Consider the following 19,499-nt stretch of genomic DNA (forward strand, 5'->3'; position numbering starts at 1 on the left):
CATGAGCACCGCTTCGCCGGACCAATCCGTGATCTTCTACCCCTTCACCCGGGAGTTCCAGGAGGACCCGTACCCGCACTACGCGGAGCTGCGCCGGCACGCGCCGGTGCACGAACACCCCGGCGGCTTCTGGATGGTCTCGCGCTACGAGGACGTGTCCGCGCTGGTGCGCTCGGACTTGTCCGTCGAACAGAGCCGCGTCGCCCCGGGCCCGTTCCGTGACGCCTACGCGAAGGCGGGAGTGACGGACAAGCCGCGCCTGAAGGGACTGGCACTGTTGGACCGGGACCCGCCGGACCACACCCGGCTGCGCAAGCTGGTCACCCAGGCCTTCACGGTGCGCGCGGTCAACCAGCTGGAGCCGATGATCCACGGCCTGGTCACCGAGGCGCTCGACGACGTCGCCGACGCGGGCGGCGGGGACCTGGTCGAGTCGCTGGCGTTCCCGCTGCCGTTCACCGTCATCTCGCGCATGCTCGGGATCCCGCCGATCGACACCGGGCACATGCGGATGCTCACCACGCTGCTGATGCGCTCGGTCGAACTCACCCCGGACCGGGAGGTGATGAGGGTGATCGAGGCGGCCGACGCGGAGATCTTCGAGGTGGTGAGCGACGCCATCTCCCGCAAGCGGCGCGAGCCGGGCGACGACCTGCTCACCGCCCTCATCGCCGCCGAGGACGACGGTGACAAGCTCACCCACGACGAACTGGTCGCCCAGGTCACCATGCTCTACGTCGCGGGCTACGAGACCAGCGTCAACCTGATCTCGGCCGGCGCGCACGCCCTGCTGCGCCACCCGGACCAGCGGAAACTCCTGTACAACAGACGCGAGCTGGTGCCGAACGCGGTGGAGGAGGTGCTGCGCCACGAGCCGCCGGTGCACTTCAGCCGCCGCGTCACCCTCCAGCCCTACCGGGTCGACGGCCGAGAGATCCCCGCCGGTTCCTTCATCCTCGCCAACCTGGCCGGCGCCAATCGCGACGAGGAGGTCTTCGGCTCCGACGCGGAGGAGCTGAAGGTCGATCGCGAGAACGCCCGCCGCCACCTCTCCTTCGGCGGCGGCATGCACCACTGTCTGGGCGCGACCCTGGCCCGGATCGAGGGCCGGGTCGCCCTCGGTGAACTCGTCCGCCGCTTCCCCGCGATGGCCCTGGACGGCAAGGTCCAGTGGAACGGCCTGGTCAGTTTGCGCGGCGTGACTCACCTGCCGGTAGCGGTGTGACCCGTGCCGCGCTCTGCGCCCCGACAACCTGGGTCCCCGCGGAGCCGGTGCCTCCTGCGGCGGTTTCATCTGCGTCATACAGGGACTCATTCGGCGCCGCGCCCACCTTGCCGGCCCGACGATGCGCCACTCACGGTCGCCGGGGGCGCGGGCGCTGGGCTCCGGAGCACCTGGTCGTCGAAGATCGCTTCGATGTCTGCGTCCTCGAATGGTCGCCTTCACTCTCGGCTTCCAGGGTGGAGCCTCGGCAGCTCTCACCGGAGCAACCGGCCGCCCGACGGGCTGCGAGTATCAGGACAACGTCGAAAGCGGCGCGCTTGCCGACAAGCTGGCGATCGCCCACCAAGCCGCACTTCACCTCGCAGGCATCCGCATACGGATCCGGCGCTGACCAAAGACGCAGAACCTAGGGGAGGATGGCGATGGCGCTGGACCAGCCGAGACCGAGTCGATCCTGGCAGGCCATGTGAAGGAACTGGAACGCCTCGAGTTCTCGTGCCCGGCGCAGCGGCCCGACGTCGAGTGGGCGCATGCCGCCTGAGGTGACGATCGAGGCCACAGTCTCCTTGGCTGCGTCATCATCACCTGCGATGAAGACATCCAGTGGCCGGCCGGCCACTTCACCCGCGACAAGCGGGCCGGCGAAGGTGGTGTTGAAAGCCTTGACGACGCGTACGTCCGCCACGGCCGCTGCGATCTCCTCGGCCGCCGAGGTGCCGGGTGGTACGGCCAGCGAGTCGAAGGTGCTGAAATCAACGGGGTTGGAGATGTCGACCAGGACCTTGCCGGACAGGGCAGCGCTCAGGGAGCCGGCCACTTCCCGGCCCGCCGGGTAGGGAAGGGCAAGCACCACGACATCCGCCGCCGCCACGCCTTCCACGCCGCACGCCTGCACGTCTGCCCCGCCCACCGCCCCCGACAGGGCTACGGCCAGTTGCTCTGCCTTGTCCTGGTTGCGATCGTGCAGCCGGAGAGAGTGACAGCCCGACAAAACCCGTGTACCGATACCTCGGGCCATGTTCCCAGCCCCGACAATGGTGATGATCACTGCTACTCCCGGGTGAGTCTCCCTATGTCGTTCCAGGCTCACATTCACGGGCGGACCGCGCCATCGCCCACCGCCGTCCGAGGTAGGCGCGGATGATTCATCCTGTGGCTCTGCCAGAAACAGGCGGCTTCGAGTCCGAGCCGTGGGCCCTGAAATGAACTATCAGCCCAGCCCGGCGGGCGTACAGCCGGGCCGTCTCGTCACAGCTCGGCTCGCGTCCGAGCAGGGCCCGGAATGTCTTCCAACCCACCTGAGCAGGTCGCCGTTCGCAAAAGGCCTCTCCAAAGCGGATGTGATGTCGGATGATGGCGCGGCGCGACTCCCGCGTCCTGGGCGGCATCGGCACCGGATGCTCGTCGACGTGCTGGAGCCGCTCGGCCGCCCCGCGGACGGTTCCAAGCCTCACTCGGTCGGCGCAAAGGTGCCGACGCAACACGATCTCGGACCCGTGACTCTCTGCTGCCCACCGAAAGCGAGATGCGAAGAGACGGGCTCCCCATCCGAAGCCCACAACGATCACCTCCTGACCAGGTCTGACCGGGTCGACACACCACCACCTGGCGTGATCGGCGCCCCTGCGCGTTCGGGGCCTCTTCAGCGTCTGACCCATGGGCCGAGGTGCGACGTGCACTCCCCCATCGGATGGTGGAGTCATGAACCATCACCACCCGTCCCAACGGACGATCGAGATCAACACTCGGCTTGTGAAGACCGGTGCCGTACTCACCACGGCCGGTGCCGTGGTGACCTGGGCCGGCATGGCCATCGTGGCCACCGCGGTGTTCGCGGCAGGCCGCCGCCTGATCCGCGAGATGGACGTGCCTCCGGCCGAGCAGGCGGCCATGAAGTGGCGGCAGGCCAAGGAGGCGTCCCGAGCGGGCGTGCAGGCGTGGCACGCCACGTCCCCCGGCCAGAACTGATCGCCCACCCGCGCGTGCACCGTTCTTCTCTGCCTGCCCCTGCGTCCCAGGGCGTGGTGGGTGCGGATGACGAAGACGTTCGGCCGGCCGTCCCAGCCCGGGGCGGCGGTCGGCCGCTTCAGGTGCCGCCCGGCCAGGGAGGCGGCGGTGCTGAGGCCCGAGGTGCTGAGGCCCGGCGCACTCCGCAGACAGAGCCGCCGGCGGGTCCTTTGTGAAGTCGCCGGACAAGTCTGACGGGGCAGGCGCTTCGGCGCGGTCGGCGGGCCCGTCCGCGACCCCTGAGCACACCGTTCCACTGCCAGCGACAAGGCGCTGCTGCTGCCAGGACGGGTCCTCTGTCCCTGCCAGGATTTGTTCGGGTTCGGGCCGCTCCTCGCACCTGTCATCGGCAGAACGGGTTGACCTTCACGCATGGGTCAATCCCTAGCGTGGTCGTCATGAATTCCTCCTTGAAGAGCACACCGGCATCCATCCGTCCCGGCGTTCCTCGTACCGGGCTGGAGGCTCGGCTCGTCGCGCGCCCCCAGGGGCTCCCGACTCTCGACTGCTTCGAGATCACCGAGGTTGCCGTCCCGGATCTGGCACCGGGCCAGGTGCTGGTCCACAACCTGTTCATGTCACTCGACCCGGGCATGCTCATGTTGATGGAGGGCGAGTCCGGGCTGCCGATGCCTCGCTACGAGCTCGGTGAGGTGATGTACGGGGACGCCATCGGTGAGGTGGTCGCCTCGGCGGATCCGTCACTGGACGAAGGAGACCTGGTCATACATCGGCTGGGCTGGCGGGAGTACGCCATGGCCCGGGCCGGGGTGTTCCGCCGCGTCGACAAAGACGCCTACCCAGCCCCTTCGATGCACCTGGGATTCGGACTGGTCGCCTACGTCGGGCTGATGAACGCGGCGGAGCTGCGGCCCGGCGACACCGTCTTCGTCTCCAGCGCGGCGGGGGCGACGGGGAGCATGGCCGGTCAGATCGCCCGGCTCAAGGGAGCAGCCCGAGTGATCGGCAGCGCCGGTTCACGGGACAAGGTCGCCCACCTGACCGAGAAACTCGGTTTCGACGCAGCGTTCGACTACCACGACGGCCCCGTCCACGACCGGCTGCGCGAAGCCGCTCCCGACGGCATCGACGTCTATTTCGACAACGTGGGGGGCGAGCAGTTGCGGGCCGCCATCGAGGTCATGAACGTGCATGGCCGCATCGCCGTCTGCGGAGCCCTCAACCGGCAGAGCACGGCCCGTCCCGACGAAGGCCCCGGTGATCTGCTGAGCGTCCTCGGCAAGCGCCTGACCATCCGTGGTTTCACCCTGTGGGACCACCTGGAGCGTGCCGCGGAGTTCGGCGCGCAGTTTCGCAGCTGGCTGCGCGAAGGGTCGATCGTCTACGACGAGACGGTGATCGAGGGGCTGGCGAGCGCGCCGCAGGCGCTCCTCGATCTCGTCCGCGGCGCGTACACCGGGAAGACTGTGGTCCGGCTCGGAGGTTGACCTTGACGTAGGGGTGAGGCCTTACAACTGACTCGGAGGTGGCTGAGAACAATGCTGATCGGTGAACTGGCCGCACAGACGGCGACCACGACCCGCGCCCTGCGCTACTACGAGGAGCAGGGCCTGCTGGAGTCCGACAGGACGGGAGCGGGCTATCGCACGTACAAGCCGGGCGCGGTGAGCCGGGTCCGCAACGTCCGCGAGCTACTGGCCTCCGGGTTCACCGTCGAGGATGTGAAGTCCTTCGTGCGCTACCTCGACACCGATCTGCCTGAAGTGTTCGAGTACTCGCCGTCATGCGCCGACGGCTACATCGTCGGCGCGCAACGGGTGGCTGAACTGGACGAACGGATCGCAGCCCTCACCAGGCTGCGCGACACTCTCGTCCATCGGATGCCCTGGCTGGCAGCGCGCGGTGACACCGCGGACAGTGAGCCGCCTGTTCCCGGCGAGTTGCCCAGCCCTTCTGCCGGGGCGGACGCCCTGCCTGCCCCGGCAGACCTCTGACTCGGGAGGGGGGAGCGCACACCTCTTCCGCGCTCATCGGCGGCGGCTCGGGCGCTCGTCCCAGGTGGCAGCATCTTCGAAGTGGACGGCCTGCGGCGTCCTCAACTCGACTCCGTCGCGAAAGAAGGAGGAGCATTCCCCTTGCGGACTGCATCGCGCAGCCCCCGGCATCTCCGCGGCCATCCTCGCCCCGGCCCTCCTGCTCGCCGCCCCGTCCTTCGCCGTCACGGCGGCACCCACCGCGGTGACGGCGCCCGCCGCCCGGTGCGGTATGGGCCACTGACACCACCGACAGCGGAAGGCACACTCTTCGATGACCACAACACCCCTGCGCACCGAGCGCAGCCGTCCGCGGACCGCCTCCGTCGTGACCGACCTGCCGTTCAAGCCTCAGCTCGCCAAAGCGGTGTTCAGGGACGTGACCTCGTTGCACGTCTCCCGGTCGGCCGCGTGGGCCGCCGCGTCGGTGACGCGGACCGTGCTGACGGAGATCATCGAGGGCGCGAGAAGCGCGGCGGCCGAGGAGGTCAGAAGGAGGCTGGTCCCCAGGGACCTCATCTCGGCGATCGACCGGAACATCGAGGTGGAGGTGGGATCGGCCTGGTATCCGCACAGCCCGACCTTCCACGGCCTGATGGGCGAGATGCGCAACGCCGATGGTGCGCTCGTGTCTCTTCGGGAGCGCCGCGGAGCGCGTACACCGAGTGGTGTGGCCGGCGCCCACCGCTTCGAGGCCGGGGTGAGAAGTCTGCTGAGGAGCCGCGGGGTGAGGGCGGTCCCCGCGATGGTCCGCGACCTGGACGGAATCGCGAGCGTGTTCCTGACCGCCCTGGCCCGGGACGCGGCCAAGGTCGTCCGCGAGGGCGGGGTCAAGCGGTTCGGGACGGTCAGTCTGGTGGTGCCGGGCGAGCCGGCCCCGGCCCCGCTGCTCAAGGACCCCCTCCTCGCCCTGTCCACCCGTCGCGGGGACGCGCGCACTGTTGCCGGGGACGACGTCCTGGCCGCCGTCGCGATGCAGCTGTTCGGCGATCTCAGACAACGCGCCATCACGGAGGCAGCCGAGATCACACGAAACGCGTCGGCCAACTGATCGGGCCCGCCCTGCGCTCTGCCCACCGCGCACGGCTCCCCCGTGTGCGCGGCTCCCGGAATCGACCGCCCGCATGCGGCTCCGGACGGCTCGCGAAAGCGGGCGCGTCGCATGGGCGCGGACCGCCGACCGCAGGCACCCCGCGGGGAAGCCTCCCTACCGATCACTTCAGAATTTCTGGTTCAGGGGCTCGGCAGTGGGGCTGGTGGAGTTCTTTCGGTGGAATCCTGTCGAGGCTGTCGAAATCGGCGACCGTGCTTCTACCTACCTGTGACGGGCCCCGCCCAGGGCGGGCAGGACGAACGAGGAGCGGAACCATGAAGTACATGCTGCTGATGCAGTTCAGCGAGAAGAACGTCGACTTCCCCAAGCTCGACGAGTGGAAGCCCGAGGAACTCCAGGCCCACATCCAGTTCATGAAGGACACCAACGCCGGACTCACCGCCGCCGGCGAACTGGTCGACGCCCAGGGCCTGGCCATGCCGGAGACCGCCCGGATCGTGCGCTCCCACGGTGGAGGCGCGCCGGTCGTCACCGAGGGCCCGTTCCCGGAGTCCAAGGAGTGGGTGGCCGGCTGGTGGATCGTGGACTGCGACACCGAGCAGCGGGCCATCGACATCGCCGCCGCTGTCTCCGCCGCGCCCGGTCCGGGTGGACGGCCGCTGAACATGCCGATCGAGGTACGCCAGGTCATGGCGGCCCCGCCGACCGAGCTGTGAACATCCTCGTATGACGCCTTGGGAACCCACCGTCGACGACCTGCTGCGCACCCTCGCGCCGCAGGTCGTCGGCGTGCTCACTCGCCGCTACGGGGACTTCGCGGCCGCCGAGGACGCTGTCCAGGACGCCCTGCTCGACGCCGCCAGGCAGTGGCCGGCCGAGGGCGTGCCGCGCAACCCGCGCGGCTGGCTCATGCAGGTCGCGAGCCGCCGGATGACCGAGCAGGTCCGAAGCGAGCAGGCACGCCGCCGGCGCGAAGAGTTGGTGGCCGGTCAGGTCCCGGCCGACCGTCGATCCGTACCAGGGGCCGACGCCGGGAACGAGAGCGCGCACGACGACACGCTCACGCTGCTGTTCCTGTGCTGCCACCCCGTGCTGTCGCCGGCCTCGGCGATAGCACTCACGCTGCGGTCGGTCGGCGGCCTGACCACGAGTGAGATCGCCGCGGCCTTCCTTGTCCCGGAGGCGACCATGGGCCAGCGGATCAGCCGGGCCAAGCATCGGATCAAGGACTCCGGGGTTCCGTTCCGCATGCCGGACGCCGCCGAGTGGCCGGCTCGCCTGGACGCCGTGCTGTACGTTCTCTATCTGATCTTCAACGAGGGTTACGCCAGTAGCGCCGGCACGGAGCTGCGGCGCGTCGCACTCTCCCGAGAGGCGATCCGCGTCACCAGGGCCGTCCACGCACTGCTGCCGGACAACGCCGAGGTGGCCGGCCTGCTCGCGCTGATGCTGCTCACCGAGGCACGCGGGGCCGCTCGTACCGGGCCGGACGGCGAACTCGTCCCGCTCGCCGAACAGGACCGAAGCCGATGGGACGCAGCCTCGATCGCCGAGGGCGTCTCGCTGATCACCGCCGCCCTGCCGCGCGGTCCTGTCGGCCCCTACCAGGTGCAAGCGGCGATCGCGGCCGTACACGACGAGACGCCCACCGCCGCCGACACCGACTGGCCTCAGATCCTCGCTCTGTACGGGGTGCTCGCCCGCATCTCCGACAACCCGCTGATCGTCCTGAATCGGGCGGTCGCCCTCGCCATGGTGGACGGTCCAGCCGCCGGCCTCGCCCTGCTCGCCGACCCGCCCTCCGCGCTCACCGGCCACCACCGCCTGTACGCGGTCCGGGCCCATCTGCACGAACTCGCAGGAGACGGGGAGGCCGCCGTCGCCGACTACCGCACGGCCGCCCGTCGCACCGCCAGCCTCCCGGAGCGACACCACCTCAGCCTGCGCGCCGCCCGCCTGGCCACCGCGTCGGGAAGGTGAGCCACCGGTCGCAGGACAACGCGACAACGCGACATCGACACCCGCTACACGCAGGTCCTGTGCCCGTCACTCGCGGACACCGGTGGGGTCTCACGGTCCCGGACCAAGTGCCCGTACGTGCCGCCGGGCGGCACGACCACCAGAGGATGGCAATACCCGCCGTTGCTCGAGCCGGCTGGAGTTCGCCGCCATCACCCACCTTCCTTGCTCGGCCCGGCGACGAGGCGCGGTGCCTTCCGATCAGGCGACCGTGAAGTCGGCCGCCTTGGCGTCCAGGGTCGTGTCTCCATCCTGCGCGGTGACCAGGACGGCCACGTGCCACAGCCCCTTCGGGGAGCCTTCCGCATCGGCATGGGTGACGGCGACCCTGTAGGTGCATCGCCGGCTGTCCCCGCCCGAAGGCTTGCAGACGGCCGGCTCCGCACCGTCCATGTCGTTGACCGTGAGTTCCTTCGTCCCGAAGGACGACTTCGCCGGCCAGGCCAGCACCTTCACGCTCTTGACCTCGGAGGACGCCGTGACGTCGGTGGTGAAGACCAGCGAACCGTCGCGGTCGGCGGCGGGAGCGGTGTAGCGGGCCTTGCCGTGCACCGGTGCCGGCGACTGGTCCCCGGCGTGGGCGAGGGCGAAGGCGCCCGCGCCTGCGAAGACGACTGCACCGGCAGCAACGGACACGACGATACGACGCGACATGAGAAGTTCTCCTGAAAGTCTGAGCTGGATCCCGCCGGCGCTCTCGGTGGCGCCGTGCTCCCATACTGGCCGCGCCGAGCCCGCCGGGTATGAGCACGCGTACTCAACTCCAGCCTGAGTAAAGGCCGTTAAGCGAGTAGTCGCTGACCTGGTGACTGCGGCCACCGACCCCGGGGAGCCCCAGAGCTGCTCCGGCGATCCCATATGGGACGTCATCCACACCGTGTCCGGCAAGCCGGACGGACACCCCGTGGTGCGGCAGCGGCCCGAGTCAGGAGAAGCGACCCGGGCGACTCCCGGGGCGAGAGCCGTGGCCGCCGAAGCTGGAGGAGCATGGTCGAGCGCCGGGCCACGCCCCCCCCCAGCCGCATCAGCGGCTCCGGTGCATCTCTCGTTCGAGGAGGGCGCGGAACGTCCCCGCGGGTCTGCCGGTGAGGCGCTGGACGGTGTCGGTGACGCGGTCCTCCGCTCCCTGCGCGATGGCATGATCCATGGCGGCCAGCATCGAGGCGAACTCCGACGGCATCAGCCTCTCGAAACGGTCGCGCATCTCCTCGTGCGACACACGACGATGTACCACAGGCCGACCGGTGACCTCGGTGGCGATCTCGGCGATGTCGTCGTAGCTGAGCGTCTCCGGCCCGGTGAGTACGAGATCGGTGCCGGGTGCGTGCTCGTCCGTCAGAGCGTGCACGGCGGCGGCCGCGATGTCCTCGGCGTCGACGAAACCGACCCGGCCGTCGGCGGTAGCGCTCCAGATGGTGCCGTCTTCGCGGATGCTGTCCGCGTGCATGTGCGTGCCGGTGAAGTTCTGCATGAACCACGAAGGACGCAGTACCGCCCACTGCTCGAAAAGGTCGGGCAGGGTCTGGTGCACCGCTCCCACCCCGGCGCCACCCTCGGGGACGGCCGAGGAGCTCAGGAGGACTGCCCGACGCACGCCGAGAGCCCGGGCGCGCCGGAGGAAGGGCTCCATCACCACCGCCGGACCGGTGTCGCCCACGGGCGGTATGACGTACATGCGATCGGCTCCCTCGAGCGCGTCGGCATGGGTGGCGGGGTCGTACCAGTCGAAGACGACCGGCTCCGCGCCGGGGACTGGGGCAGCATGTCGGCTGGCGGCCCTGACACGGTGGCCGGCGGCCACCAGCTGGGCGGTGGTTCGGCTCCCTGTGGTTCCGGTGGCGCCGATGACGAGGGTGGCGTGGGTGGCTGTCATCGGCTGCTCCCGGCGAAGTCCGTGCCGACGGGGGCGGCGAGAGGGTTCCAATAGTCGCGATAGGAGGTGATGCGCCCGTTCCGCACACTCACGACGGCGATATACGTCATGTCGAAGGTGCCGCCGGTTCGCACCACACGGCCGACGCCGCGCATCTCGGCCACGATGGTCTGCGGATCGGTGGTCTCGTGGATCAGCAGGTCGGGGAAGTCGTGGAGATCGATGTGGTCGGGGTACGGACGCATGTACGCGGCGATGGCCTCCCTGCCCTCCAGGCGCCTGGGGCGCCCCTCGGGGGCGAACGGGAACTCCATCACGGCGTCCTCGGCCCACAGGGCGACCCATGCGGTGACGTCCTTGTTCAGGAGCAGCCGCAGGCTGTGGCGGTAGAGGTCTGCCGGAGAAGCGGGTGCGGACATGAGTGTCCTCCATCTCGTAGAATACGGACCCGAGGTCCGCTTCGACGATACGGACTCCGGGTCCGCTTTACAAATGGAGGAGTCGCATGCCCGAGCGCAGGTCCCGTAAGGACGCCGCCCGCAACCGGGAGGCCGTCCTCGCGGCCGCCGACGACCTCTTCGCGCGCTCCGGGAGCCCCGAGGACATCACCATGGTCGATATCGCGACGGCGGCCGGAGTCGGCAAGGGGACGCTCTTCCGCGCTTTCGGCGACCGCGCCGGCCTCCTTCGCGCGCTGTACGAGGCGCGGCTCGACCCCCTCAGGGAGGCCATGGAATCCGGCCCCCCGCCTCTGGGACCCGCCGCTTCCCCACAGCAGCGTGTGCCCGCTCTGCTCGACGCCCTCCTGTGCTTCAAACTCGACAACCGCCGCCTCGCGTTGTCCCTCGAGGAGAGCGGGAGCGGCAGCCCCTATCAGGCGGAGCACTACGAACGGTGGCACGGGCTGCTCCGAGCCGCCCTCGAACAGATCCCCGGCCTGACCGACGCCGACTTCACCGCCCACACCCTGCTGGCTGCCGTCCGCGCCGACCTCGTCGAGTACCTGGCCGGGCGGGAGGGCGTGCCGCGCGACACGATGCGCACGCAGTTGGCGAACTACACCGCCAAACTCATCGAGCGCGGTCCCGGGCACAGGGCGAGCATCGGCGACTGACCCGCCACAGGAACCACCTCCACGGGATCTCTCCGTATCAGGCTGCTCGGGCGTTCGGCTCGACGCCAGGGCCGGCTGTGCGGGCGTCGCACGGGCCCCGCGTACGGAGCGGCAGCTTGGCCAGTGACTCGGCGTACGGTGCGCCGTGACGGGCCAGACGGAGATCGCCCGCGCCCGCGCCTCCGACGTCCCGTCGGGCGCTGTACCGGTGATCGACGATGCCGGGAGGCGATGGCCCGGTGGCCGCTCGGGAGCCAAGGGCGAGGAACAGGCCTGAGGGTGATCGACGACGTCGGTTCGCCGGGGATGCGCAAGGCCATGGTGTCCAGAGAGACGGTGGCGGCACAGCAGCCGGGAGACGGTGGCGCAGACCTGCACGACGGCCGCCGGCCGTCCCGTCGCGCCGCCCCGACCGGCGCTTTCGAGGCGGCGATGCGAGTGTGGCGGTGAGGGCGGACCGGGCGGACGCCGGGCCCGATCCTCGTGGGGCGTAGAGCGCGACCATCGTGCACGACCGGCCCAGGTTGACGCTTGCCGTGATGGTTCCCAAGCTGGAGGGTGGAAGGGGCTGTGATCGTGAGCGGTGGGCGTAGTGGACTTTCCCGGCTGCTGACCGCGGCGGAAAGGGCGGCGCCGGTCGACGCCGTCGCGGTGGTGGCTGAGGACCTGCGGCAGCGGTTCGGGGCCAAAAAGGTGTCCTTCCTCATCGTGGATCTGACGGGCAAAGCGGTGGCGCGCCTGGCCACTGCCGTCGGCGTGGAGGGTGCGCCGGAAGCGGAGCGGATTCCCCTGTTCGGCAGCGTCTACGAGCGGGTCATCCGCACCCAACGGCTCTATCAGGAGTCGACCGGTCAGGGACAACGGGTGATCGCGCCGGTCACCAACCGGGGCGACGCCATCGGACTGCTGGAGCTGCTCCTGCCCGCCGCACCCGGCGACGAGGTCCTTGACGAGGTCGGCGAAGCTGCCCACATCCTGGCTTACGTCGTGATCGCCAACGGACGCTTCACGGACTTCTACACCTGGGGCAAACGCTCCCGGCCTCCCACACTGGCAGCTGAAATCCAGTACCAGCTCCTCCCCCTCTCCCTGTCGTGCGAGGCTGCGCAGTTCACCTTGTGCGGGAGCTTGGAGCCTTCGGAGGACCTCAGCGGCGACACCTTCGACTACGCGCTCGACCGCGACACCCTGCACGTGTCGGTGACCGACCCCATGGGCCACGACATGGCTTCCGCCCTGGCCGCCACCGTCTTGTGGCGGCCTTGCGCGCCGCCCGTCGTGCCGGAGTCGGCCTGGCCGAGCAAGCCCAACTGGCCGACCGCGTTCTGGCCGATCACGGCCGCGGTCACGCCACCGGGCAACTGCTTCGCATCGACCTCCACACCGGACGCGCCCGGTTCGTCAACGCCGGCCACCCCTGGCCACTGCGCGTGCGCGAGGGCACTGCGCAGGCGGTCATCTGCGAAGTGGACCACCCCTTCGCCCTGGCCGCCCCCCCAGCCCTACCGGGTCCAGGACCTCGATCTGCGCCGCGGTGACCGTCTGCTCCTGGTGACCGATGGCATGCTCGAACGCCATGGGGAGACGGTCGACCTGCTCGCACTGCTGAAGCGCACACGGCATCTGCACCCGCGGGAGGCAGCGCTGACGCTGACGTCCGCGGTCCGGGACGCGGCCGGAGGCCGGCCGGCAGACGATGCCACCGTGGTGTGCTTGGACTGGCACGGCCCCCAGGAGACCCTGCGCCGCGTCGACTCCGGCGCGGACACTCGACAGGCCTCAGGCGGCCGCACCGAGCAGATACCGTGACCGGCTTCGCCGCGGTCGTGGCCCGGGGCGCCGCGGTGCGCCGGCACGGCGAACGCTCCATCGGGTACCGAAGCCACGAAGGCTCGACGACGAATCCCGGAAACGGCGTACGGAGCAACCGGCCCGAGGCCGAACAGCGCCGCTGGTCGGTCCGGGACGCGGTGATCGTCGTCCGCAGCCCGCGCTCGGCAGGTGCGAAGCCGGTCGGCGCCTTCAGCGCGCCGGTCGCACCACCACTCCGGACCGGACGGCCATCGCCGGGTCCTCGGGAAGTCGATGGCGGCGGACGCGCCTGGCTGCGGCGGTTCACCCGTTCGGCCGGTCCAGGACGCCGTTCGGGCGACTGCGCTGTCTCATGATGGGTGAACCGCGACCCATTCGTGCGGGAGGTGGCTGATGCATCACGTGCGCGCCAAACGAACGACAACGGCGAGCGGCCCTGGACGGCGCCGGCGTGCTCTCGAACGCGTCGGCAGCGCTCTGTGCGGCGAGTCGTCGACCGACAAGCCGACCCTCCCATCCGATGGCGCGCTGGAGCGTGAGGATCGCTGCCCGCGCCGTAGGGAGAAGGTGGCAGCCGCGGTCGGCACAAGCCTCGCCGGTGCGCCGACCGACGCCGAACACGGGAAGCGGCGGGTATGAGCGGGCGCACCAACGAAGGGCCCCCGCGGGCGGGCCTGGCCGTGGGACGCTCATCCGAGCGACCGCGGTTGGTGGAGCGATGGCGCGAGGCCGCAGATCGGCACCTCACCCCCACCAAGCAGTCGCTGATCGTCACGTGGGGGTCCTTCGGCGCAACGTGGGGAACGGTACGTCTGATCACCCATGGCATCCGGGGCGGGTGGCTCCCCTGGGGCAATGTCTCCGCCAGCGGCGAACACCTGCACCACTACAACTTCGGTATCGCCACCCTCGCCTGTGTCGGCCTGGTCGCCGTACGCGGTGATGACAGGGCCGTGGGCCACCCAGCGGTCGCTGCGGCGTACGGTGCCGGAACTGCCCTGATCACCGACGAGTTCGCACTGTTGCTGGATCTACAGGACGTCTACTGGGCCGAGCAGGGGCGCCTCAGCGTCGACGTGTCCCTCGGCGTTCTCGCCGCACTCGGCACCTACCTCACCGCCAAGCCCTTCTGGGACGAGATCGCCAAGATCACCCGACGTCATATCTCCTCTGCGGCAAAGCGCAGCCTCGCGTCAGCAGGTTGAGAGAGGCGACCTGCCGTGGTCACCGCCGGCCCTCGGTCATGGCCCGCTCCGGGAGGAGGGCGAGGAGTTGTTTCGTGTGGCCGGGCAGTTCTGCCCGCGTCAGTCCGGTGACGATGTCGCGCAGGGCCATGGGCTCGTCGACCAGGAGGGTGTCGTGGGACAGGAGCAGGACGGGCACCCGGGTGTCGAGCTCGGTGTCGCTGAGCGCCGCACCTGCGGTGAGTGCGCACAGGGCGGCCGCTTGCCCTTGGATGCGGTCCCGGAGACCGGCGTTGCCTCCGACATGGGAGATGGTGTGCCGGATGGTCCAGGCATCGAGGGCGATCCGGTTGTCGTACGTCGTGTGGGCCCCGGCTGCGATGTCCGCGACCGCGGCGATGGTGGCGGCGCTGATGAGAGAGACGTGCGCGAGGATCTCGTCGGCGTTCCACTCTCCGTCGGGCGGGGCGGGGCTGGGGTCGAGGGCGCCGGCCACGGTGGCGGCGGCGTCGAGCAGTGCTCGGTAGGCGTCCTGGAGTGAGCCGGTGTCCTGCATGAGTGGCACCTGTCTGTGCGGACGTGTGCGGAATGGACCGGGGGCTGAGAGGCGCGGCTCAGGTGTGGGCGCGGGTCATCTCCCAGGGCGCCTGCGGCAGGACCTCGCCGGTCTCCAGCATCGACTTGAGGTTGGCCAGCACGGCCGGCCAGCCGGCCGAGATGCCGCCCAGCATTTCCTGGTTGGGGAGCCTCTCATGGGTCACGGTGAGGCGGACGATGTCCTGGTGCGGCTCGACGAGGAACGTGACCACCGACGGCTCTCTCGACGATGAGGCGTCGGGGGCGTCGTCGAACGTGATGACCAGCCGTGTCGGCGGCTCGGTTTCCAGGACGCGGCCCACCACGTCGATCTTGCCCGAGCCGTCGGCTCGCCGGTGCTCCCAGGTCGATCCGGGCTGCCAGTCGGAGACGTTCGCGTGTCCCCAGTAGCGCGCGGTCAGGTCGGCGTCGGTCAGGGCCTGCCACACCTGCTCCGCATGGGCGTGGATGTAGGTGACGTAGACGTAGTCCGGCACCGACGGGGGTGTGGGTGCGTTGGTCATGGCGTACTCCTCTGCCTGGTGCTTGATGGCGCTGATCGCTTGCAGGCGGGGTTTGTCGAAGCCGGAGATCCAGCGCTCGTCGATTGCGTGGATCGGGGTCGGGTTCAGGTAGTGCAGCCGCTCGCGGCCGCGCCGTACGACGGTGACGAGGTCGGCCCGCACGAGGATGTCCAGGTGCTGCGTCGCCGACTGACGGGCCATGTCAAGGCGCTCGCACAGTTCGCGCAGCGTCTGTCCGTTGTGCTCGCGCAGCCGGTCGAGCAGGAGCCGCCGGGTGGGATCGGCGAGCGCCTTGAACACCGAGTCGATCGCTGCTGCTTCGAGGTTCACACCCTCATTATGCAGGCATTCACCTGCCTATTGTCAACGGCGTGATGGCCGGCCATGCGAGCAGATCGAGCACTGCGCGCCGGACCTTCCCGACACGGTCACTGGCCGCGACACTCAGCGGCCTCCACCGCCAGGGGCCGGCCGCCGACGCGCCTGCCGGCGGGCAGCTCCCGACCCGCGCCCCGTCCCGGGCTCGGGGACGGGGCGCAGTGCTGTGCCGCGTGACGTCGGGCAGCCAGACTTCTCCGCACCGGCACGCCAGGGCCAACTGCCGGCGACGCAGCCGTGCTGGACTCGCGCCAGGCCCGCCGTGTACGGGCCGGGGGCACGAAGCAACCGTGCTCGCGGACGGGTCCTTTCGCCTATGCGTCGCGCCTGCGCAGCAGAAGGCTGCCGACCAGCAGCGCGACCGCGGCCCACATGGCGAGCACGCCCAGACCGGCCCAAGGGCCGATGGGCAGGTCGTGCAAGTGGACGGTGGATTGGATCGCGAGCCCGGCGGTAATGGGGGAGATCTGCTGGAGGTGACGTTGCCACTCCGGGTCGCTGACCACACGCATCACGACCGGGAAGAGGTAGAGCAGTCCGAGAACGATCCCGACGGCGCTCGCCGCGTCCCGTACGGCCGTCGCCACTCCGAGGCCGAGCAGCGCGATCAGGACGAGGTAGAAGACCGAGCCCACGGCCGCCCGCAGGGTCGGGCCGTCGGCCAGAGTGAGCGGGGCATAACCGTGCGCCTCGGTGAATCCGTTGCCGGGCAGCATGTAGCGGCCGGCGAGGAGCGAGGTCAGGACGGCAGCCGTCCCGGAGACGAGCACGACCGCGGTGAGGATCGTCGCCTTGGCGGCAAGGACCGCGATCCGGTTCGGCACCGCCATGAGCGTGGTGCGGATCATCCCGGTGCCGTACTCGCCGCTGACGGTCAGCACCGCGAGGACGGCGATGACCGCCTGCCCGACGGTGACGCCGGTCAGGGCGAGCTTGACCGCGTCCAGGCCGCACCCGGCGTCCGGGCACTTGACGGCCTTGGCGGCGCCGCAGCCGACGGCTACCGTCAGCGCCAGGCTGAGCAGGAGCAACCTGCCCGTCTCCCCCGCCGTGCGCAGCTTTGTCCACTCCGCGCGCAGGGCGCGGCCGAAGTCCTCTGGCCACGCACCGTCAGCCGTGCTCGTGGGTCGTGCACCGCTCAGGAGACTCATACGTCTCTCCCGCGCAGCCGCCACACGGCCAGCCCCAGGGCGAGCGCGGCGTATCCGCACAGCACGGCGAGGCCCGCCCAGGGCGCCAACGGGTAGTAGCCGGTGGTCGGTTCGTACACGCTGAGCACCTGCGTGTACCGCGGCAGGGTCTGCTGGACGGCGAAGCCCGCGGCCGGGGTCACCCGCAGCAGCCATTCCGAGACGCCCGGGGGCAGGACGCCGGAGGTGGCAAGCAGGAAGGGCAGCACGATCGACGCGATGACCAGGGCGACCGCCGTCCCGCTGCGCCGCAGCAGGGCGCCGACGCCGAGTGCGAGCACGGCGGCCGCTGCGCAGAGCAGGCCGGTTCCGACCATGACGCGCCCTTCGGTCGCTGACGTCACGGGGAAGACCCGGAAGCCCCTGCCACGCGCGCTGCGCTCCCCGGCGGGAAGGGTGATCGCGGCGGCGACCAGGCCGATGGCGAACGCCACGCCCCCGGCCACCAGAGCCTTGGCGCCAAGCACCCGGCCCCGCACAGGTGTTGCCGCCATGGTCGTACGCAGCAGACCACGCCGATACTCGCCGGTGATGAACACCGTGCCCACGCCGATCACCACGATCAGCCCGGCGAATGTGCCGACGAGGAAGTTCTCGACGGAGAAGCCGACGCCCATGGCGGGCCCGCCGACGACCGGCGCGATGTCACCGGCCCCGGTCACGGTGAACCCGCCGCCCTCGGTTTGGGTGAATCCGCCCTTGGTGGTGTTCGTATAGCTTCCGGAGGTGCCCGCGTCGCCGCCCACCTGTGTGCCGCTCCATGGGCTGTGGGACCAGCCGCCGGTGAGGCCGGGGCGGCCGAAGGCGCCGGTGGCCACGGCAGGGCTGAATCCCGTGCCCGCCGCGGTCTCCTGCTTCGCTTCCGGTGACGTGGCGAAGAGCCCGGCCTGCACGGTGTGCGCAAGCCCGGGCAGCTTCGCCTGGCCGATCCTGGTCCAGTGGGAGCCGTCGGCGGAGGTGTGGCCGGTGAGACTGTCGCCTGAGCGGACCAGGCGCAGCCAGCCGGGGGACGCTTGGGTGACCTTGCCGGAAGGGCCCGCCGTGTCGTGCGTGTAGGCGTACTGCATGCGCACGCCGTGACCGCCGGTGGCCATGACAGCCGCGTAGGGGGAGCCCTGGGTGAGGCTTTCCTTCACGATGATCCCTGCCTTGGCCCAGGGCTGGGCGCCCTGGGCCGCCTTGCCGATCCCGGTGTCGGCCACACCCGTCAGGGACCGCAAGCGAACCGTGAGGGCGCCGTCGCCGATCAGCGTCCTGTGGACGAAGTAGAAACTGTCATTGACGGCCTCGCCGCCGGGGCCCCTCGGATACGTGGCGGAGTCGGCGCCGCGATCGCCGGGGGCGGGCGCGGCCGTGCCGAGCAGGCCGACCACGATCGTCGCCAGGAGCGCCCCCGCCATGGCGAGGACCCAGCCACGCACCGTACGGAACTTCGTCCACTCGGCGTGCATCGCCCTGAGGAACCCGCTGCGTCCGGCACGCCTCGCGACCAGGAGCCGAGGGGTGAGGGTGGCGGTCATCGCGTGCCCTCCCCCACCGGAATGCCCCGGTACTCCACCGCGTCCCGGGTGAGCTCCATGTACGCCTCCTCCAGGGTCGCCCGGTGCGCGGAGAGCTGGGAGAAGGGCACCCCGTTCCGGGCAAGCAGGGCCACGATCTCCTCGTCGGGCAGGCCCGTGACCTCGAGAGTGCCCGGGCCGGAGGCGAGAACGGTCACGCCCGCTCCGTGCAGGACCTGAGCGGCGCGCGGCGGCGCGGAGGTACGCAGGGTGACCCGGCCGCTGGACGCCTCGGCGAGCAGTTCGGACACGCTGGTGTCCGCGACGACCCGGCCGCGACCGATCACCACCAGATGGTCCGCGGTGTCTTCTAGTTCACCCATCAGGTGACTGGAGACCAGGACGGCGCGGCCCTCCCGGGCCAGCTCCGCCAGGAGGCCGCGCATCCACACGATGCCGTCGGGGTCGAGGCCGTTGAACGGCTCGTCCAGCATCACCGCCGGCGGGTCACCGAGCAACGCCGCCGCGATCCCCAGGCGCTGGCGCATGCCCAGCGAGAAGCCGCCGGCCTTGCGCCGGGCCGCGGTGCCCAGGCCCGCTGTTTCGATGACCTCGTCCACGCGCCCGGACGGCACGCCCTGTGAATGGGCCAGCCACAACAGGTGGTTACGGGCGGTGCGGCTCGGCTGTAGCGCGGAGGCGTCGAGCAGTGCCCCCAGATGCCGGAGCGGGCGACGCAGGGTGCGGTACGGCACCCCGCCGACCAGGGCCCTTCCCTCCTCAACCGAGTCAAGGCCCAGGATCACGCGCATCGTGGTGGACTTGCCCGCGCCGTTCGGGCCGACGAAGCCGGTCACCCGTCCGGGCCGTACGGTGAACGTCATACCGTCCAGAGCCAGCTGCCGACCGAAGCGTTTACGCAGGCCGACGACCTCGACCGTCGCCTTCGTACTCTCATCACTCATGGTCCCCACCCTGTGACGAAGCCAGTCACAGGAGCCGAACGGCCACCGTCATCTCGCTGTTAGGCGGCTCGGCCTAGCCTGGCCC

The 19,499-nt window shown here is 70.3% G+C and carries 21 protein-coding genes and 1 pseudogene; 13 read left to right on the plus strand and 9 right to left on the minus strand.

The genetic code is table 11. The annotated features are described in order from the left end of the window. Nucleotide 1: 1 nt before the first annotated feature. Nucleotides 2-1,225, plus strand: coding sequence for a cytochrome P450 (locus tag KMS84_RS00020; RefSeq protein WP_256913888.1), 1,224 nt, complete (start codon nucleotides 2-4; stop codon nucleotides 1,223-1,225). 406 nt (nucleotides 1,226-1,631) lie between these two features. Here the strand turns inward: KMS84_RS00020 and KMS84_RS00025 are convergent, their stop codons facing one another. Then, nucleotides 1,632-2,273, minus strand: coding sequence for an NADPH-dependent F420 reductase (locus KMS84_RS00025; protein WP_256913889.1), 642 nt, complete (start codon nucleotides 2,271-2,273; stop codon nucleotides 1,632-1,634). Between the two features lie 653 nt (nucleotides 2,274-2,926). On the opposite strand from KMS84_RS00025, the gene KMS84_RS00030 reads away from it, so the two are divergent. From KMS84_RS00030 to KMS84_RS00060, 7 genes are all read left to right on the plus strand, one after another. Continuing rightward, nucleotides 2,927-3,193 carry a hypothetical protein gene (locus KMS84_RS00030; protein WP_256913890.1) on the plus strand — a complete coding sequence of 89 codons (267 nt, stop codon included), beginning with the start codon at nucleotides 2,927-2,929 and terminating at the stop codon, nucleotides 3,191-3,193. Between the two features lie 437 nt (nucleotides 3,194-3,630). Further along, nucleotides 3,631-4,680, plus strand: a complete 1,050-nt coding sequence (locus KMS84_RS00035) for an NADP-dependent oxidoreductase (RefSeq protein ID WP_256913891.1) — start codon at nucleotides 3,631-3,633, stop codon at nucleotides 4,678-4,680. 51 nt (nucleotides 4,681-4,731) lie between these two features. Next, nucleotides 4,732-5,187 (plus strand): MerR family transcriptional regulator, encoded by a 456-nt coding sequence (locus KMS84_RS00040; RefSeq protein WP_256913892.1) that lies wholly within the window; start codon nucleotides 4,732-4,734, stop codon nucleotides 5,185-5,187. Nucleotides 5,188-5,251: 64 nt separating this feature from the next. Then, nucleotides 5,252-5,470 carry a hypothetical protein gene (locus tag KMS84_RS00045; RefSeq protein ID WP_256913893.1) on the plus strand — a complete coding sequence of 73 codons (219 nt, stop codon included), beginning with the start codon at nucleotides 5,252-5,254 and terminating at the stop codon, nucleotides 5,468-5,470. A gap of 30 nt (nucleotides 5,471-5,500) precedes the next feature. Beyond that, complete coding sequence (locus KMS84_RS00050; protein ID WP_256913894.1) at nucleotides 5,501-6,277, plus strand: hypothetical protein; 777 nt, start codon at nucleotides 5,501-5,503, stop codon at nucleotides 6,275-6,277. A 317-nt stretch (nucleotides 6,278-6,594) separates the two neighbouring features. Beyond that, nucleotides 6,595-6,996: a YciI family protein gene (locus tag KMS84_RS00055; protein WP_256913895.1), complete on the plus strand. Its 402-nt coding sequence runs from the start codon at nucleotides 6,595-6,597 to the stop codon at nucleotides 6,994-6,996. Between the two features lie 10 nt (nucleotides 6,997-7,006). Continuing rightward, the gene (locus KMS84_RS00060; protein ID WP_256913896.1) at nucleotides 7,007-8,260 is read left to right on the plus strand and encodes an RNA polymerase sigma factor; all 1,254 of its coding nucleotides are present in this window, start codon (nucleotides 7,007-7,009) and stop codon (nucleotides 8,258-8,260) included. A gap of 240 nt (nucleotides 8,261-8,500) precedes the next feature. Here the strand turns inward: KMS84_RS00060 and KMS84_RS00065 are convergent, their stop codons facing one another. The 3 genes from KMS84_RS00065 to KMS84_RS00075 all read right to left on the minus strand — a co-directional run bounded on the left by KMS84_RS00065 (nucleotide 8,501) and on the right by KMS84_RS00075 (nucleotide 10,591). Beyond that, nucleotides 8,501-8,953 carry a DUF5707 domain-containing protein gene (locus KMS84_RS00065; RefSeq protein ID WP_256913897.1) on the minus strand — a complete coding sequence of 151 codons (453 nt, stop codon included), beginning with the start codon at nucleotides 8,951-8,953 and terminating at the stop codon, nucleotides 8,501-8,503. A 370-nt stretch (nucleotides 8,954-9,323) separates the two neighbouring features. Next, nucleotides 9,324-10,172, minus strand: a complete 849-nt coding sequence (locus tag KMS84_RS00070; RefSeq protein ID WP_256913898.1) for an NmrA family NAD(P)-binding protein — start codon at nucleotides 10,170-10,172, stop codon at nucleotides 9,324-9,326. Then, the gene (locus KMS84_RS00075) at nucleotides 10,169-10,591 is read right to left on the minus strand and encodes a nuclear transport factor 2 family protein (RefSeq protein ID WP_256913899.1); all 423 of its coding nucleotides are present in this window, start codon (nucleotides 10,589-10,591) and stop codon (nucleotides 10,169-10,171) included. The genes KMS84_RS00070 and KMS84_RS00075 overlap by 4 nt, the downstream gene beginning before the upstream one ends. An 86-nt stretch (nucleotides 10,592-10,677) precedes the next feature. Between KMS84_RS00075 and KMS84_RS00080 the strand changes: the two genes are divergently transcribed. From KMS84_RS00080 to KMS84_RS00100, 5 genes and pseudogenes are all read left to right on the plus strand, one after another. Beyond that, nucleotides 10,678-11,286, plus strand: a complete 609-nt coding sequence (locus KMS84_RS00080; protein ID WP_256913900.1) for a TetR/AcrR family transcriptional regulator — start codon at nucleotides 10,678-10,680, stop codon at nucleotides 11,284-11,286. Between the two features lie 145 nt (nucleotides 11,287-11,431). After that, nucleotides 11,432-11,563, plus strand: a complete 132-nt coding sequence (locus KMS84_RS00085; RefSeq protein ID WP_256913901.1) for a hypothetical protein — start codon at nucleotides 11,432-11,434, stop codon at nucleotides 11,561-11,563. A 2-nt stretch (nucleotides 11,564-11,565) separates the two neighbouring features. Then, nucleotides 11,566-11,736: a hypothetical protein gene (locus KMS84_RS00090; RefSeq protein ID WP_256913902.1), complete on the plus strand. Its 171-nt coding sequence runs from the start codon at nucleotides 11,566-11,568 to the stop codon at nucleotides 11,734-11,736. A 126-nt stretch (nucleotides 11,737-11,862) separates the two neighbouring features. Further along, nucleotides 11,863-13,095: pseudogene (locus KMS84_RS00095) on the plus strand (PP2C family protein-serine/threonine phosphatase). Nucleotides 13,096-13,733: 638 nt separating this feature from the next. Further along, complete coding sequence (locus KMS84_RS00100; protein WP_256913903.1) at nucleotides 13,734-14,303, plus strand: hypothetical protein; 570 nt, start codon at nucleotides 13,734-13,736, stop codon at nucleotides 14,301-14,303. Between the two features lie 19 nt (nucleotides 14,304-14,322). On the opposite strand, the gene KMS84_RS00105 is transcribed toward KMS84_RS00100, so the two are convergent. From KMS84_RS00105 to KMS84_RS00125, 5 genes are all read right to left on the minus strand, one after another. After that, nucleotides 14,323-14,838, minus strand: coding sequence for a hypothetical protein (locus KMS84_RS00105; protein WP_256913904.1), 516 nt, complete (start codon nucleotides 14,836-14,838; stop codon nucleotides 14,323-14,325). Between the two features lie 58 nt (nucleotides 14,839-14,896). Continuing rightward, on the minus strand, nucleotides 14,897-15,691 hold the full coding sequence (locus tag KMS84_RS00110; RefSeq protein WP_256913957.1) for an ArsR/SmtB family transcription factor: 795 nt from the start codon (nucleotides 15,689-15,691) through the stop codon (nucleotides 14,897-14,899). Between the two features lie 383 nt (nucleotides 15,692-16,074). After that, on the minus strand, nucleotides 16,075-16,911 hold the full coding sequence (locus tag KMS84_RS00115) for an ABC transporter permease (RefSeq protein WP_256913905.1): 837 nt from the start codon (nucleotides 16,909-16,911) through the stop codon (nucleotides 16,075-16,077). Further along, on the minus strand, nucleotides 16,908-18,470 hold the full coding sequence (locus KMS84_RS00120; RefSeq protein ID WP_256913906.1) for a DUF1349 domain-containing protein: 1,563 nt from the start codon (nucleotides 18,468-18,470) through the stop codon (nucleotides 16,908-16,910). The genes KMS84_RS00115 and KMS84_RS00120 overlap by 4 nt, the downstream gene beginning before the upstream one ends. Next, the gene (locus tag KMS84_RS00125) at nucleotides 18,467-19,414 is read right to left on the minus strand and encodes an ABC transporter ATP-binding protein (RefSeq protein WP_256913907.1); all 948 of its coding nucleotides are present in this window, start codon (nucleotides 19,412-19,414) and stop codon (nucleotides 18,467-18,469) included. Before KMS84_RS00125 ends, KMS84_RS00120 begins: the two co-directional genes overlap by 4 nt. Nucleotides 19,415-19,499 lie beyond the last annotated feature (85 nt).

This window comes from Streptomyces hilarionis (genome assembly GCF_024539675.1).
In the GTDB taxonomy this organism is placed as follows: Bacteria; Actinomycetota; Actinomycetes; order Streptomycetales; family Streptomycetaceae; genus Streptomyces; species Streptomyces hilarionis.

Excerpts from the sequence above, each read along its gene's own strand:
- KMS84_RS00105 (WP_256913904.1), bottom strand. The coding sequence starts at position 14,838 with ATGCAGGACACCGGCTCACTCCAGGACGCCTACCGAGCACTGCTCGAC.
- KMS84_RS00065 (WP_256913897.1), bottom strand. The coding sequence starts at position 8,953 with ATGTCGCGTCGTATCGTCGTGTCCGTTGCTGCCGGTGCAGTCGTCTTC.
- KMS84_RS00040 (WP_256913892.1), top strand. The coding sequence starts at position 4,732 with ATGCTGATCGGTGAACTGGCCGCACAGACGGCGACCACGACCCGCGCC.
- KMS84_RS00050 (WP_256913894.1), top strand. The coding sequence starts at position 5,501 with ATGACCACAACACCCCTGCGCACCGAGCGCAGCCGTCCGCGGACCGCC.
- KMS84_RS00055 (WP_256913895.1), top strand. The coding sequence starts at position 6,595 with ATGAAGTACATGCTGCTGATGCAGTTCAGCGAGAAGAACGTCGACTTC.
- KMS84_RS00030 (WP_256913890.1), top strand. The coding sequence starts at position 2,927 with ATGAACCATCACCACCCGTCCCAACGGACGATCGAGATCAACACTCGG.
- KMS84_RS00020 (WP_256913888.1), top strand. The coding sequence starts at position 2 with ATGAGCACCGCTTCGCCGGACCAATCCGTGATCTTCTACCCCTTCACC.
- KMS84_RS00075 (WP_256913899.1), bottom strand. The coding sequence starts at position 10,591 with ATGTCCGCACCCGCTTCTCCGGCAGACCTCTACCGCCACAGCCTGCGG.
- KMS84_RS00120 (WP_256913906.1), bottom strand. The coding sequence starts at position 18,470 with ATGACCGCCACCCTCACCCCTCGGCTCCTGGTCGCGAGGCGTGCCGGA.
- KMS84_RS00035 (WP_256913891.1), top strand. The coding sequence starts at position 3,631 with ATGAATTCCTCCTTGAAGAGCACACCGGCATCCATCCGTCCCGGCGTT.
- KMS84_RS00100 (WP_256913903.1), top strand. The coding sequence starts at position 13,734 with ATGAGCGGGCGCACCAACGAAGGGCCCCCGCGGGCGGGCCTGGCCGTG.
- KMS84_RS00125 (WP_256913907.1), bottom strand. The coding sequence starts at position 19,414 with ATGAGTGATGAGAGTACGAAGGCGACGGTCGAGGTCGTCGGCCTGCGT.
- KMS84_RS00115 (WP_256913905.1), bottom strand. The coding sequence starts at position 16,911 with ATGAGTCTCCTGAGCGGTGCACGACCCACGAGCACGGCTGACGGTGCG.
- KMS84_RS00080 (WP_256913900.1), top strand. The coding sequence starts at position 10,678 with ATGCCCGAGCGCAGGTCCCGTAAGGACGCCGCCCGCAACCGGGAGGCC.
- KMS84_RS00070 (WP_256913898.1), bottom strand. The coding sequence starts at position 10,172 with ATGACAGCCACCCACGCCACCCTCGTCATCGGCGCCACCGGAACCACA.
- KMS84_RS00060 (WP_256913896.1), top strand. The coding sequence starts at position 7,007 with ATGACGCCTTGGGAACCCACCGTCGACGACCTGCTGCGCACCCTCGCG.